The organism is Corallococcus sicarius, assembly GCF_003611735.1.
In the GTDB taxonomy this organism is placed as follows: Bacteria; Myxococcota; Myxococcia; order Myxococcales; family Myxococcaceae; genus Corallococcus; species Corallococcus sicarius.
In genome coordinates this window covers 1-15,474 of sequence record NZ_RAWG01000232.1, presented here as the reverse complement: position 1 = coordinate 15,474, position 15,474 = coordinate 1, and the positions used below count along the sequence as shown (strand labels likewise).

The following is a 15,474-nucleotide window of genomic DNA, read 5'->3' as shown; positions in this document are numbered from 1 at the left end:
ATAGGCTCCGGTCTCGGGGGCTCGGAGATGTGTAGAAGAGACAGGGAAGGCCTGGAGGGGCGCGCCCGGGAGCAGCAGCGGTGCGGGGGCGAGGACGAGGCAGGCGCCAGCGAGGAGGGAGGCGAAGACTTCGCAGACGGAGGCGTCGAAGGAGGGGGAGGCGAACTGGAGGACGCGGGAGGAAGGGGCGAAGCCGTGGCGCAGGACGGCGGCCTGGGCGGTGTTGCACAGGCCGCGGTGGTGCAGGAGGGTGCCCTTGGGCCTGCCGGTGGAGCCGGAGGTGTAGATGACGTAGGCGAGGTGGTCCGGCAGGACGCGGGAGGCGGGCGCGTGCGTGGGCTGACGGGCGATGGCCCCCCAGTCCTCGTCCAGGCACACCACCTGCTCACCCTGGGAGGGCAGCTCGTCGGCGATGGCGGAGAGGGTGAGGAGGATGGGCGCGGCCGCGTCGCGCAGGATGAAGGCGATGCGTTCGGGGGGATGTCCGGGATCCAGGGGCAGGAAGGCGCCTCCGGCCTTGAGGATGCCGAGCATGCCGATGATCAGCTCCGGCGAGCGCTCGCAGCACAGGCCGACAGGCGTGTCCGGACCCACGCCCGACTGGCGCAGGTGGTGCGCGAGCTGGTTGGCGCGGGAGTCCAGCTCCCGGTAGCTGAGCGTGGTGCCCTGGCACTCCAGCGCGGGGGCGTCGGGCGTGAGCGCGACCTGGGCCTCGAAGAGGTGGTGCGCGCAGGTGTCCTGCGTGAAGTCGACGCGCGAGTCGTTCCACGCCACCAGCATGCGCTGACGCTCGTCGGGCGACAGCAGCGTGAGGTCCCCCAGCCGGCCTTCGGGGGCCTCCAGCAGCTGCTCCAGGGCGGTGCGCCACTGGCCCAGCAGCAGCTGGATGGTGGCCTCGCTGAAGCGCTCCGTTTCGTACGACAGCATCAGCACCGTCGCGTCCTGGGGCATCACGCAGGCGGAGAGGGGATAGTTGGTCCGGTCGATGAGCTCGACGTCATCCATCTGCAGCCGCTGGGCCTGCTCCATCACCCCGGCGGCCAGCGGGTAGTTCTCGAAGACGAGGATGCTCTCGAAGAGCGCCGTGCCGCGCGGCACCTGGCTCCAGCCCTGCACCTGCACCAGCGGGCTGTGTTCGAACCGACGCAGCTCCAGCTGCTGCTCCTGGAGCTGCTGGAGCCACGGCAGCAGCGCCTCTTGCGAGGGGAGGCGCACGCGGACCGGCAGCGTGTTGATGAACATGCCCACCATGCCCTCCACGCCGGGCAGCGTGGGAGGACGGCCCGACACGGTGGCGCCGAAGACGACGTCGTCCACGCCGGCATGGCGGCCGAGCACGAGCCCCCACGTGGCCTGCGCCAGGGTGTTCAGCGTGACGCGGTGGCGGCGGGTGAAGGCCTGGAGCGCCTCCGTCATCGCGTCGGGCAGGCGCAGCTTCCGCTCCTTTACCTCCGACACGCCCCCGGCCCGCCCGGCCAAAGCTCCGGACTCCGGCAGCGGCGTGGGGGTCGTGAAGCCGGAGAGCGTCTGGCGCCACCAGGCCTCGGCCTCACCCAGGTCCTGCTGCTTCAGCCAGGAGATGTAGGCCCGGTACTCCGGCGCCCGCTCCCGCTGGAGCGACGGGCCCTGCTCGAGCGCGTCGTAGCGGGCGAACAGCTCCTCGAACAGCAGCCCCACGCTCCAGCCATCCAGCAGCAGGTGGTGGAAGCTCCAGTGGCAGCGCCACTCGCCCTCCGCCACCCGCACCATGGCCATCCGCGACGGTGGCGAGCGCACCAGGTCGAAGCCCCGGGCCCGGTCCTCGTCCCGCAGGGCGTCGCGCCGCGCCTGCTGCTCCGCGGAGTCGAGCCCGCGCCAGTCGTGCTCCGTCCACTCCAGCTCCACCTTCGCGCGCACCACCTGGAGCGGCTGGGGGACACCCTCCCAGAGGAAGGACGTGCGGAGGATGGCGTTGTGCTCCACCAGCTCGCGCCAGGCGCGCTGGAGCCGGGGCATGTCCACCCTGCCGCGGAACGTCCACGCGAGCTGTTCGAAGTACACGCCCGAGCCGGGGCTGAGCCGTGCGTGGAAGAGCATGCCCTCCTGCACCGGCGAGAGCGGATAGAGGTCCTCCAGGTCTGGAATCTGCTCCAGCACCTTCTCCATCGCGTGCCGGTCCAGCTCCGAAAGCGACAGGTCCACCTGGGGCACGCGGGATGCGCGCTGCGCGCGGTGCTCCGCGAGCAGCGCCCTCAGGGCCTCCAGGTAGCCGTGGGCGAGCGACTCGATGGTGCCCCGCTCGTGGAGGTTCTCGCTGTACGTCCAGGACAGCTCCAGCCGGCCCTGGAACACCCCGCCGTTGATCTCCAGCAGGTGGGAGCGGGGGCCCTGGTCGCTCTGCGCGGGGCCGCTCGGTTCGGAGGCCAGCGCGAAGAGCGCCGTGCCTGACGCGAGCGTGTCCAGCTGCCCCAGGTAGTTGAAGAGCACCTGGGCCCGGGGCCAGGCCTGGAGCCGCCGCGAGTGCTCATCCCGCCGCAGGTACGTCAGCAGTCCGTGGCCCAGCCCGCGCCCCGGTACCGCGCGCAGCGCCCTGGCGACCCGGCGCAGCGTGAGGAGCGGCGCATCCGAGGGGGCGGCCTCCAACGACAGGGGCGACATCGCGGTGAACCAGCCCACGGTGCGGGAGAGGTCCACGTCGTCGAAGAGTTCCTCGCGGCCGTGCCCCTCGCGGTCGACCCGCAGTCGGGGCTGCCCCGTCCACCGCGCGAACGCGAGGACGAGCGCGGTCAACAGCACGTCGTCCACCTGCGCGCGGAAGGTGGCCAGCGCCTCCTGGAGCAGGACGCGCGTCTCCTCTGCTTCGAGCCGGACGGTGAGCGTGCGGGCCGACGCCAGCGTGTTGTCCCCCGTCTTGTCGACGGGCAGCGGGCGCATGGTCGGAGGCGGACCCGCGAGCCAGAACGGCAGCTCGCGCTCCATGGCCTCCGAGCGCGCGTGGGCCTCCAGCCGCTCCGCCCACGTCTTGAAGGACGTCGTCTTGGGCGGCAGCGCCAGGGCCTCGCCCCGGCCCAGCTGCTGGTAGGCCGCCTCCAGGTCCTCCAGCACGTACCTCCAGGACACCGCGTCCACCACCAGGTGGTGGACCACCAGCAGCAGCCGCTGGGTGAGGCCCTCGCCCCGGTCGAAGAGCGCGGCCTGGACCAGCGGGCCCTGTGTCAGCTCCAGCCCGCGCTGCACGTGGGCCGCCGCGTGCTCCAGGGCCTCGGCCCGCGCGTCCTCGGGCAGGTGCGACAGGTCCACCTGGCACAGCGCCGCCGTGGCCTCCGGTCCGGCGACGTGCTGCTCCCAGCCCGACGCCGTGCGGGTGAAGCGCATCCGGAGCGCGTCGTGGTGCCGCGTCACGTGGCCCAACGCCTGCTCCAGCCGCGCGGCGTCCAGGCGCTCGAGAGGCTCCAGCAGCAGGGACTGGTTGAAGTGGTGGGGTTGGGGTGAGCCCTGCTCGAAGAACGCGTGCTGGATGGGCGTGAGCGGCACGGAGCCGGTGACGGGCCCCTGCTCGTCCAGGCGGGACACACCCGGTGTCACCACCGCGGCCAGTTCGGCGATGGTCTGGTGCCGGAAGAGCTGCTTCGGGGTGACGCGCAGGCCGGCCTGCCGGGCGCGGCTGCTGACCTGCATGCTGCTGATGGAGTCGCCGCCCAGCTCGAAGAAGTTGTCGTGGATGCCGATGTCGTCGCGCCGCAGGACAGAGGCCCAGACGGCGACCAGGGTCTGCTCCACGGGCGTCCGCGGCGCCGTGGCGGCCCGCGCGATGGAGACGGGCTCCGGTGCCGGCAGGGCCCGGCGGTCCACCTTGCCGTTGACGGTGAGCGGCAGCGACTCCAGCGCCACGTACACCGTGGGCACCATGTACTCCGGGAGCCGCTGCTCCGCGAGCGCGCGCAGGGCCGCGGGCTCCAGCCGCTCACCCGCCGCCGGGACGACGTAGGCCGTAAGCCTCGGGTGGCCCGGCGAGTCCTCGCGCACCGCGACGACGGCCCTGCCCACCGTGGGGTGCCGCGCGAGCGCCGCTTCGATTTCACCCAGCTCGATGCGGAAGCCGCGCAGCTTCACCTGGAAGTCGACGCGGCCCAGGAAGTCCAGCTCGCCCGTGGCCAGCCAGCGGGCCCGGTCTCCCGTGCGGTACATCCGCTCGCCTGGGGTCGCGCCGAAGGGGTTGGGGAGGAACCGCTCGGCGGTGAGCTCCGCCCGGCCCAGGTAGCCCCGGGCGAGCCCCGCGCCGCCGATGTACAGCTCTCCCGGCACGCCGAGGGGCACGGGGCTCAGGTGCGCGTCCAGCACGTACGCGCGCGCGTTGGCGAGCGGTCCGCCCAGCGTGGAGCGTGCCGCGCCCCGCACCCGGCGGCAGGTGGAATCCACCGTGCACTCGGTGGGGCCGTAGACGTTGAAGCAGTCGATGCGGGGATGGGTGGCCAGGGTCGCCCACAGCGCGGCGTCCACGGCCTCGCCGCCCACCAGCACCCGCAGCGGCCGCTTCGCACCCAGGCCTTCCTCCAGCAGCAGGCGCAGGTGCGACGGCGAGCAGTCCAGCACGTCCACGGCGTGGCGCTCCAGCCACGCCACCAGCAGCGCGGCGTCTGCTCGCGCCTCCTGGGGCACCACGCACAGCGCGTGTCCGTCCGCGAGCTGGACGAGCTGCTGCACGGAGGCGTCGAAGACGAGCGGGGCGTTGAGGGTGACGCGCAGCGGGCCCCGTCGCTCCGCGGGCGCGAGGTTCGAAAGCGCGCCGCGCAGGTTCATCACCGACGCGTGCTGGACCATCACCCCCTTGGGCCAGCCGGTGGAGCCCGACGTGTAGATGACGTAGGCCAGCTGCTCCGCGCGGCCTGCGTCCGGCAGCGCGGACGCGCTCTCACGGCCGAGCGCCTCCCGCACGCCCGGGTCGTCCAGGCACACGACGGCCCCTCCCGGCGCGTCGAAGCGCGGCGCGAGGTGCCCCTGGGTCACGACGAGCCGGGCCCCGCTGTCCTGCACCACGAAGGCCTGGCGCTCGCGCGGGTAGGCCGGATCGATGGGGACGTAGGCCGCGCCCGTCTTGAGGATGGCCAGCACGGCCACCACCTGGTCCACCCCGCGCTCCAGGCACAGGCCCACGCGCGCCTCCGGACCGGCGCCCTGCCGCAGCAGGTGCCACGCGAGGCGGTTGGCGTGCGCGTCCAGCTCCCGGAAGCTGAGCGTCCGGGTGTCGTCGAGGACGGCGAGCGCGTCCGGCGTGCGGAGGGCCTGGGCCTCGATGGCGTGGTGGAGGCAGTCCTCGCCCGGGAAGGTCGCGTGCGTGGCGTTCCACTCACGCAGCAACTGGTGCGCCTCCGCCTCCGGGAGCAGCGGGAGGCGGGAGAGGGGCAGGGCCGGCTGTGCGACGGCGGCGCGCAGCAGGTGCTGGAGGTGCCCGGCCATGCGCTCCAGCGTCGGGGCGTCGAAGAGGTCCGCGTTGTACTCGAACGCGCCGCTCAGCCCTTCGGGCGTCACGGACAGGAAGAGCGTGAGGTCGAACTTGGAGGTGCGCTGCTCCACGCCCAGCGGACGCAGGGTGAGGTCCGGCAGCGCGAGCGCCTGCTGCGTGTCCTGGTCGTGGACGAACATCACCTGGAAGAGGGGCGGACGGCTGAGGTCACGCGCCGGCCGCAGGGCCTCCACGAGCCGCTCGAAGGGCAGGTCCTGGTGGGCATAGGCGCCCAGCGTCGTCTCGCGCACCTGGGCCAGCAGCTCGCGGAAGGAGGGGTCGCCGCCCAGCCGCGCGCGCAGCACCAGCGAGTTGACGAACAGGCCGATGAGGTCCTCCGACTCCGCCACGTTCCGGCCCGCGATGGGAGAGCCGACGCTGACGTCGTCCTGGCCCGAATAGCGGTGCAGCAGCACCTGGAAGGCGGCGAGCAGCAGCATGAAGGGCGTGACGCCCTCGCGCTGGCACAGCTGCCTCACGGCCAGGGCCAGCTCCCCGGGCATGCGCACCGGGACGGTGGCGCCCCGGAAGGTCTGGATCGCCGGGCGCGGCCTGTCGGTGGGCAGGTCCAGGACGGGCGCCGCACCCGAGAGCTGCTGGCGCCACCAGTCGAGCTGCGCGTCCAGCGCCGGGCCTCGCAGCCAGCCGCGCTGCCAGGCCGCGAAGTCGGCGTACTGGAACGCCAGCTCCGGCAACGGCGAGGGCTGGCCGGCGTGGAAGGCCGCGTAGAGCGCCCCCATCTCCCGCACGAGCAGGCCCATGGACCAGCCGTCGGACACGATGTGGTGCAACGTCAGGACCAGCACGTACCGCCGCGGCTCCAGGCGCAGCAGGCGCGCGCGCTGGAGCGGGCCCGTGGCCAGCGCGAAGGGGCGCTGGGCCTCCTCGGTGGCGAGGCGCAGGGCCTCGGGCAGCCGCTCGGCGTCGGGCAGGTGGCCCAGGTCCACCTGCTCCAGCGCGCCCGGTGCGCTGGGCGCGACGCGCACGAAGGGCCCCGCGTCATCGACGTGGAACGTCGTGCGCAGCGACTCGTGACGGCGGAGCACCTCGGACAAGGCCCTCTCGAGCGCCCCGGCGTCCAGCGCGCCCTCCAGCAGCACCACCGCGGGGATGTTGTAGAGCGGGCTGTCCGGCTCCAGCTCTTCCAGGAACAGCAGCCGCTGCTGGGCGAAGGAGGGCACGAGGCGTTCCTCGCGCGAGGTCCGCTCCAGCGGGGGCCGGTGCACGCCCTGGCCCCGGGCGATGGCGGCCTCCACGGCGACGGAGAGCCCCGCCACCGTGGGCGCGTCGAACAGCTCGCGCAGGGGCAGCTCCACCTGGAAGACCTTGCGGATTCGCGACAGGACCTGGGTGGTGAGCAGCGAGTGGCCGCCCAGCTCGAAGAAGTCGTCGTGCAGCCCCACGCGCTCCACGCGCAGGAGCTCCGACCACACGTCCGCGAGCTGCCGCTGCACGTCGGTGCGGGGGGCGGCGTACTCGCGCACGCGCCCCGCACCCTGGACGGGGGCGGGCAGGGCCGCGCGGTCCAGCTTGCCGTTGGGCGTGAGCGGCAGCGCGTCCAGCACGACGAACGCGGACGGCACCATGTAGTCGGGCAGCGCGTCCTTCAGCGCGCGGCGGAGGGCCGCGACGTCCAGGGGCTGGCCCGGCGCGGGGACGACGTAGGCCACGAGCCGCTTGTCACCCGGCACGTCCTCGCGCACGAGCACGACGGCGTCCTTCACCTCCGGACGGCCCCTCACCCCGGCCTCCACCTCGCCGGGCTCGATGCGGAAGCCGCGCACCTTCACCTGCGCGTCCGCCCGGCCCAGGTAGGCGAGCTGGCCGTCCGCGCGGAAGCGCACCACGTCCCCCGTGCGGTACAGCCGCTGTCCGCCGCCCGTGGCGAAGGGGTGCGGGACGAAGCGCTCGGCCGTCAGCGCCGGCCGGTCCAGGTAGCCCCGCGCCAGCCCCGCGCCGCCCAGGTACAGCTCGCCCCGGACGCCGGGAGGCACCGGCTCCAGCCGCGGGTCGAGCACGTACACCTCCACGTGGCCCAGCGGACGGCCGATGGGGGGCGCGTCGCCTCCGGCCACGCACTCCGCCAGCGTCGCCACCACCGTGCCCTCCGTGGGGCCGTAGGTGTTGAAGAAGCGCCGCCCCGCGCCCCAGCGCGCCACCAGCTCGGCGGGGCACGCCTCGCCGCCGGAGATGACGACGCGCAGCGCGGGCAGGTCCTCCGAGGGCGTCGCCGCGAGGACCGCGGGCGTCAGGCTCACCACGGTGATGGCGGCCTGCCGCAGGTGCTCCTGGAGCGGTGGGCCCGGGGCCAGCGCCTCCGCGGGCGCGAGGCAGAGCGTGGCGCCCGACGTCAGCGTGGTGAAGATCTCCTCCACGGAGATGTCGAAGCTGGTGTTCGCGAACTGGAGCATCCGGCTTCCCGGGCCCACGCCGTAGAGGGGCGTCTCCGCGGCCACCAGGGTGCACGCCGCGCGGTGCTCGATGAGCACGCCCTTGGGCCTGCCGGTGGAGCCGGAGGTGTAGATGACATACGCGACGTGCCCGGGACCGACGTCGGAGGGCCGCGCATCCCCCGGCTCGCGGGCGATGCGCTCCCAGTCCGAGTCCAGGCAGAGCACCCGGGCCGTGTGTTCGGGGAGCCCCTCGCGAAGCCGCTGCTGGGTCAGCAGCACCGGCGCGGCGCTGTCCTCCAGCAGCAGGGCGAGCCGCTCCCGGGGCAGCGCGGGATCCATGGGCACGTAGGCGCCGCCCGCCTGGAGGATGCCCAGCATGCCGACGATGAGCTCCAGCGAGCGCTCCAGGCACAGGCCCACGCGCACGTCGGGGCCCACCCCCAGCGCGCGCAGGTGCCCCGCGAGCTGACGCGCCCGCGCATCCAGCTCCAAGTACGTGAGCGACTGCTCCTGGAAGACGAGCGCCACCGCGTCGGGGGTGCGCGCCACCTGCGCCTCGAAGAGCGTGTGCAGGCACGTCTCCAGCGCGGGCCGCGCGGGGGCGTTGCTCCACGCGCGCAGGACCTGGTGCCGCTCCGGCTCCCCCATCAACGGCAGCGTCCACACCCGCCGCGACGGGTCCGCCACCAGGCCCTCCACCAGCGCGAGGTAGCGCTCGCCGAGGCGGGTGACGGTGGCCGCGTCGAAGAGGTCGGTGCTGTATTCAAAGAGCCCCACCAGCCCCTGCTCATGCGGGGCCAGCGACAGGCTCAGGTCGAACATGGACGTGCCCGGGTGCAGATCCAGGGGGCTCAGCGTCAGCCCGGCGAGCCCCTCCTGGCCCGAGGCCCGGGACGTGTTCTGCAGGTTGAACATCACCTGGAAGAGCGGCGTGCGGCTCAGGTGTCGCTCCGGCTGGAGCGCCTCCACCAGCGTTTCGAAGGGGAGGTCCTGGTGGGCGTAGGCGCCCAGGCACACCTCCCGCACGCGGCGCAGCAGCTCGCGGAAGGACGGGTCGCCGGAGAGGTCCGTGCGCAGCACGAGCGTGTTGATGAAGAAGCCGATGAGCCCCTCCGTCTCGCGCCGGTTGCGGCCGGCGATGGGCGTGCCCACCACCAGGTCCTCCTGGGCGGCATGGCGCGCGAGGAGCAGCTTGAAGACGGCCAGCAGCGCCATGAACGGCGTCACGCCCTCCTGGCCGCAGAGGGCCTCCAGCTTCCGCTGCACGGCCGCGGGCAGCAGGAAGGAGTGCGTGGCGCCCCGCTGCGTGAGCGTGGCCGGGCGCGGCCGGTCCGACGGCAGCTCCAGCACGGGGAGCGCTCCACCCAGGTGCTGCTTCCAGTAGTCGAGCTGCGTGCGCAGCACGTCGCCCTGGAGCCAGCCGCGCTGCCACGCGGCGAAGTCGGCGTACTGGAGGGGCAGGGGCGCAAGCGTGGCGGTCGTCCCCGAGAGCCGCGCGGCGTAGAAGGTCACCGCCTCCCGCACGAGGACCTCCAGGGACCAGCCGTCGGAGATGATGTGGTGCATCGTCAGGAGCAGCAGGTGCTCCCGCTCCGCCAGCCGCACCAGCCCCACGCGCAGCAGCGGACCGCGCTCCAGGTCGAAGGGACGCTGGGCCTCCTGCTCCGCCAGCCGCAGCGCCTCCGCCTCGCGCGCGTCCTCGGGCAGCGCGCGCAGGTCCACGAGCGCCACCTTCGGCTCCAGCGACGGCAGGATGACCTGGAAGGGCTGCCCGTCCCGCTCCGTGAAGACGGTGCGCAGCGCTTCGTGCCGCCGCACCAGCTGGGCGAGGCCGTATTCGAGCGCGGCCACGTCCACCGCGCCGCGCATGCGGAAGGCGGCGGGGTTGTTGTACAGCGCCGTGTCCGGCTGCAGCCGCTCCAGGAACCACAGCCGCTGCTGGGCGAACGAGAGGGGCGCGGGCTGGGACGGGTCGCGCGGGGGCACCGCTGGCGCCGCCGTCGTCGTCCCGGCCGTGGCCCTGGCGGCCTCCTGCTCCGCCAGCCGGCGCAGCAGCAGCGCGCGCTTCTCCGGGGGCAGGTTGGCGATCCGCTGCTCGATGTCACTCATGTCTGTTCACTCCAACTCGGCCAGGAGGGCTTCGAGCGCCTGCGCGTCGGCGGACGCCGCCTTGTGCTTGACGATGCTCAGCGCGAGCGCGGCGATGGTGGGGGATTCGAAGAGGCCGCGCAGGGACAGGTCCACCCGGTACAGCTCGCGCACGCGCGACAGCACCTGGGTGCCCAGCAGCGAGTGGCCGCCCAGCTCGAAGAAGTCGTCCTCCACGCCGAGCCCCTCGATGCCGAGCAGCTCCTCCCAGCACGCGGCGAGCGCCTGCTCCACGTCGTCGCGCGGCGCCACGTACCGGGTGGCCAGGGCCGGACGCGGGTGCCGGGCGCCCACCTTCTTCGGGGTGGGCAGCGCCGCGGCCTGGAGCCAGCGGGCGGCCTGCGTGGGCAGGTCCGTGGTGCAGAGGGCCCAGCGCGCGGAGGCGGGCGCGTCCAGGAGCCGGAGGAAGGCCTCGAGCCCCTCGGAGAAGGCCAGGGCGTGTTCGGTGGGAGCCCCCTCCGCGGTGTGCCAGCCGGGCCAGTTCACGCTCAGCCACGGTGTGCCTCCGGTGCGCGAGCGCGCGGCCGCGAAGGCGTCCAGGAAGGCATTGGCCGCCGCGTACGCGCTGAAGCCCAGGCCGCCCAGCACGGAGGACAGCGAGGACTGGAGCAGCACGAAGTCCAGGGACAGGTCCCTCAGCGCGTCGTGCAGGGCCCGGGTGCCGTGGACCTTCGCCTGGAACTGCTCCTCGCACCGCGCCGGGGTCGCCTCCCGCGCGAGGAGGAAGGTCTCCCCGCCCACGCTGCCCGCCGAGTGGATGACGCCGTGCAGCTCCCCGAAGCGCGCCAGCGCCCCCGCCACGGCCGCTTCCAGCTGCTCGCGCCGGGCGACGTCCGCGCGCACCAGCAGCACCTCCGCGCCCCGCTGTTCGAGCTTCAGGAGCCGCTCCAGCGTCTGGCGGATTCCGTCTTGCGCGTCGTGCGCGCGGACGTAGTCCTCCCAGTCGGAGCGCTCGGGCATGGCGGTGCGGCCCACCAGCACCAGGCGGGCCCGCGCCTGCTGGAAGAGCACCTCCGCCTGGGCCAGACCGATGCGGCCCAGGCCTCCGGTGATGAGATAGACGCCGCGCTCGCGCAGCAGCGCCGGGCGGCCCTGCGGCGCGGGAAGTCGCACGGGCTCGAAGGACTCCCGCCAGCGCTGTCCCGAGCGGTAGGCCACCGCCATCCCGTCCACCGGCGCGCGGAGTTCGTCCGCGAGCCGCGCCACCAGCCGCTCCTCTTCGGGCCCGCCGAACTCCGGCGGCACCACGTCGATGGTGCGGCAGCGCAGACAGGGCTCCTCTTGCGGCAGCACCTTGCACGGACCCAGCGCCGTGGCCTGGCCCGGCTCCAGGGGCTCGCCGCCCGTGACGTCCTGCGCGCCTCGGGTGAGGACGTTCAGCTCGAAGGGCCCCTGGGCCTCATGGGCCAGCAGCGCCCGGGCGAGGAAGAGCAGCCCGTGGAAGCCGGCGAGCCCGTCCGTGTCGCGGCCCAGGCCCGCCAGGTGGACGATGCGCCGGGGGACGCCCCCGTCGGCCTGGAGCGCGGACAGCAGCGTTGCGTGCTGCTCCGGCTGCCGGACGTCGAGCGTGTACTGGCGTTCGCCCTGGCGGTGGAAGCCGTCGCCCGGGCTCACCGTCACCACGTCCTCGCCCTGGTTCACCAGGTGCGCGGCCAACCGCGCGCCAAGCTCCGCGTCGTCGAGCAGCACCAGCCACCGGCCGGGCTCCGACGTCGCCGGCGCGGCGGGCGGCAGGGCCCGCTTCCACACCGGCCGGTAGAACCAGTCCGCGGCGTCCTTCCGCGCGGGGACGCCCCCGGACGGAAGGGCGGCGGCGGGAGTGCCCGCGTCAATCCAGTAGCGCTGGCGCTGGAAGGGATAGGTGGGCAGCGGCACCCGCCGCGTCGAACCGTGAAGCCTCTGTGCCTTCAGCTGGACGCCCACCATCCACAGGCGGCCCGCGGCCTCCAGCAGCACCGCGAGGTCCGGCGTGGTGTCCTGGGGACGCCGCATGGAGGTGAGCATCGCGCGCCCCACGGCGAGGGGGCCGGCCTGCCGGGCCAGCAGCGTCAACGTCTGACCGGGGCCCACTTCCAGGAACACGCGCTCGGGCTCCTGGAGCAGCGCGCCCAGGGCGTCCGCGAAGCGCACCGGCTGGCGCAGGTGCTCCACCCAGTAGCGCGGGTCGGTGGCCTGCTCCGCCGTCACCCACGCGCCCGTGACGTTGGAGAGGTAGGGGAGCTTCGGCGGCGACAGCCGCGTCTGGCGCACGCGGGCCTCGAACGCGTCGAGGATGGGCGCCATCATCACCGAGTGGAAGGCGTGCGAGGTGTGCAGCCGCCGGTGCTCCACGCCGCGCTCCCGCAGCCGGGCTTCCAGGGCCTCCACCTCGGGCAGGGGGCCCGAGGCGACGCACAGAGAGGGCGCGTTGACGGCCGCCAGCGACAGGCCGCTGCCGAGCAATGGACGCAGGGCTTCCTCGCCCAGCGCCACGGAGAGCATGGCGCCCCCGGGCAGGGCCCGCATGAGCTGACCGCGGGCCGCCACCAGCGCGAGCGCGTCCTCCAGCGACAGCACGTCCGCGAGGCAGGCCGCGACGTACTCGCCCACGCTGTGGCCCAGCATGGCCCGCGGGCGCACGCCCAGGGACATCCACAGGCGCGCGAGCGCGTACGAGGTGACGAACAGGGCCGGCTGCGCGAGCGCCGTGTCCCGCAGGCGCTCGTGGGCCTGCTCCTGGAGTCCTTCGGGGGGGTAGAGCACTTCGCGCAGATCCAGGCCGAGCACGGGCTGGAGCAGCTCGCAGCAGCGGTCCACGTGCTTGCGGAAGACGGGCTCGGACGCGTACAGGCCCTGGCCCATGCCGGCGTGCTGCGCGCCCTGTCCCGGGAAGAGGAAGACGACGGGGCTGTCCCCGCTCCGGGACTCCAGGGTGAGCAGCCGCCGTGCGTCGCGCGACGTCAGGCCCTGACGCGCGTCCTCCACGCCCTGGCAGACCAGGATGCGCCGGTGTTCGAAGCGCCGCCGGCCGGCATGGAGCGTGTGGGCCACGTCGGCCAGCGCCACGTCCGGGTCGCGCTCCAGCCATGCCGCGAGCCCGTCCGTCGCCGCCTCCAGCGCCTGCTCCGTGCGGGCTGACAGCATCAGCACGTGCCAGGGGCGCGTGTCCCCGGTGCGCTGCGCCTGCGGCGCCTGCTCCAGCACCACGTGCGCGTTGGTGCCCCCCATGCCGAAGGAGCTCACGCCCGCGCGCCGGGGCACGCCGTGCGGAGCCCAGTCGCGCGCCTCGGTGACGACCTGGAAGGGGCCCCGGCCGAAGTCGGCCAGCGGGCCCGGCCGCTTGAAATGCAGGCTGGGCGGGAGCTTGCCGTGCTGGAGCGCCAGCACCGTCTTCATCAGCCCCGCCACGCCCGCCGCCGCGTCCAGGTGCCCGATGTTCGGCTTGAGCGAGCCCAGCGCGCACGCGCCCGCGGAGGCCGGCCGCTGCTGGAAGGCCTGGTTGAGCGCGGACAGCTCGATGGGGTCTCCCAGCGCGGTGCCGGTGCCGTGGGCCTCCACGTACTGGATGTCCGCGGGCGTCAGGCCGGACACGCCGAGCGCCTCGGTGATGACCGCCGCCTGTCCCTCCACGCTCGGCGCGGTGAAGCCCACCTTCGAGGCGCCGTCGTTGTTCAGCGCCGACGCGCGGATGACGGCGAGCACGGTGTCGCCATCCTCGAGCGCCCGCTCCAGCGGCTTGAGCACCACCAGCCCGACGCCGGAGCCCGCGACGGTGCCCTGGGCCTCCGCGTCGAAGGCGCGGCAGTGCCCGTCCGGCGAGGCGATGGAGCCCGGCTGGGGCAGGTAGCCCACCCGGTGGGGCACGGGGATGGAGACCCCGCCCGCGAGCGCCACGTCCAGCTCCCCGTTCAGCAGGGCCTGGCAGGCCAGGTGCACCGCCACCAGCGAGGTGGAGCAGGCCGTCTGCACGGTGAGGCTGGGGCCCTTGAGGTCCAGCAGGTACGAGGCGCGCGTGGCCAGGTAGTCCTTGTCATTGGCGAGGGTGAGCGCCTGGGCGCCCACGGCGCGGATCAGCTCCGGCCGCGACAGCAGGTTCGACAGCAGATAGCTGCTGGCGCTGGCGCCCGCGAAGACGCCGATGGAGAGCGCGTCCCGCGCGTCGGCGTACCCCGCCCGTTCGAGGGCCTCCCAGGCGCACTCCAGGAAGAAGCGCTGCTGCGGATCCAGCAGCTCCGCCTCGCGCGGCGTCAGACCGAAGAAGCCGGCGTCGAACAGCTCCACGCCGTCCAGGAAGAAGCCGGAGCGGACGTAGTGGGGCTCGGCCCGCAGCTCCCGCGCGACGCCCGCCGCCTCCAGCTCCTCGTCGGTGAGGACGGTGCGCGCCTCCACGCCGTGGAGCAGGTTGCGCCAGAAGGTCTCCAGGTCGGGGGCGCCGGGAAAGCGCCCCGCCATGCCGATGATGGCGATGCCCTCGTGCCGGGCCGGCTGCGCGTCACTCATCCTGATCATCCTCACTGGGGGAGCGGTGGGTCCGCGACGGCGCGCGCTGTCCGGCACGCTCGCGCCGGGCCTGCACGCGGCGCTGGCCCTTCTCCTCGGTGGAGGGGCGCTCGTCGGCGTGGGAGAGGTGCGCGGCCAGCGCCCCCACCGTGGGGTACTGGAAGAGATCCGCCAGCGAGACGTCGAGGCCCAACACCCCGCGCAGCTTGCCGTGGACCTGGACGATGGACAGGGAGTTGCCTCCCAGGTCGAAGAAGCGCTCGTCGCGCCCGACGCGGTCCACCCGGAGCTGCTCCTGCCAGATGCGCGCGATGGAGCGCTCCAGCTCGGTGCCCGGCTCGACGTAGCTCGCCTGCGCACGCAGTTGCAGGCCCTCCGGAGCGGGCAGCGCCGCGCGGTGGACCTTGCCCGCGGCGGTGAGCGGGAGCGCGTCCAGGAGAACGAAGGCGGCCGGGACCATGAAGGAGGGGAGGCGCTGCTCGAGGAAGGCGCGCAGCTCCGCGGGCTGCGGGGCCTGGGAGGCGGTGAAGTAGGCGACGAGGCGCTTGTCACCGGGCGAGTCCTCGCGCAGCAGGAGGGCGACGTCGGTGAGGAGGGGGTGAAGGCGCAAGGCGGCCTCGACTTCGCCCAACTCGATGCGGATGCCGCGCAGCTTCACCTGGTCATCGAGGCGGCCGAGGAACTGGAGGCCGCCGTCGGGGAGCCAGCGGGCCCTGTCGCCCGTGCGGTAGAGGCGGGCCCCCGGGGTGGTGCTGAAGGGGTGCGGCAGGAAGCGCTCGGCGGTGAGGGAGGGCTGGCCGAGGTAGCCACGAGCGAGGCCGACGCCGGAGATGAAGAGCTCACCAGGAGCGCCGAGGGGGACGGGGCGCAAGCGGGCGTCGAGGACGAAGAGGGCGGTGTTGGGCCAGGGGGTGCCGACTATCTCTTATACACATCTGACGCTGCCGACGACTAGTCGAGTGTAGAACTCGG

At 73.9% G+C, this 15,474-nt stretch carries 3 protein-coding genes; all 3 read right to left on the bottom strand.

All coding sequences use genetic code 11. From position 1 onward, the window contains the following. Positions 1 to 9,984 (bottom strand): non-ribosomal peptide synthetase (locus tag D7X12_RS29005; protein WP_120628506.1); only part of this gene is annotated, 9,984 nt, incomplete at its 3' end. Positions 9,985 to 9,990: 6 nt separating this feature from the next. Beyond that, positions 9,991 to 14,502, bottom strand: coding sequence for a type I polyketide synthase (locus tag D7X12_RS29000; RefSeq protein WP_120628505.1), 4,512 nt, complete (start codon positions 14,500 to 14,502; stop codon positions 9,991 to 9,993). Further along, positions 14,495 to 15,424: a phosphopantetheine-binding protein gene (locus D7X12_RS45625; protein WP_279637249.1), complete on the bottom strand. Its 930-nt coding sequence runs from the start codon at positions 15,422 to 15,424 to the stop codon at positions 14,495 to 14,497. Before D7X12_RS45625 ends, D7X12_RS29000 begins: the two co-directional genes overlap by 8 nt. Between the last annotated feature and the right edge of the window lie 50 nt (positions 15,425 to 15,474).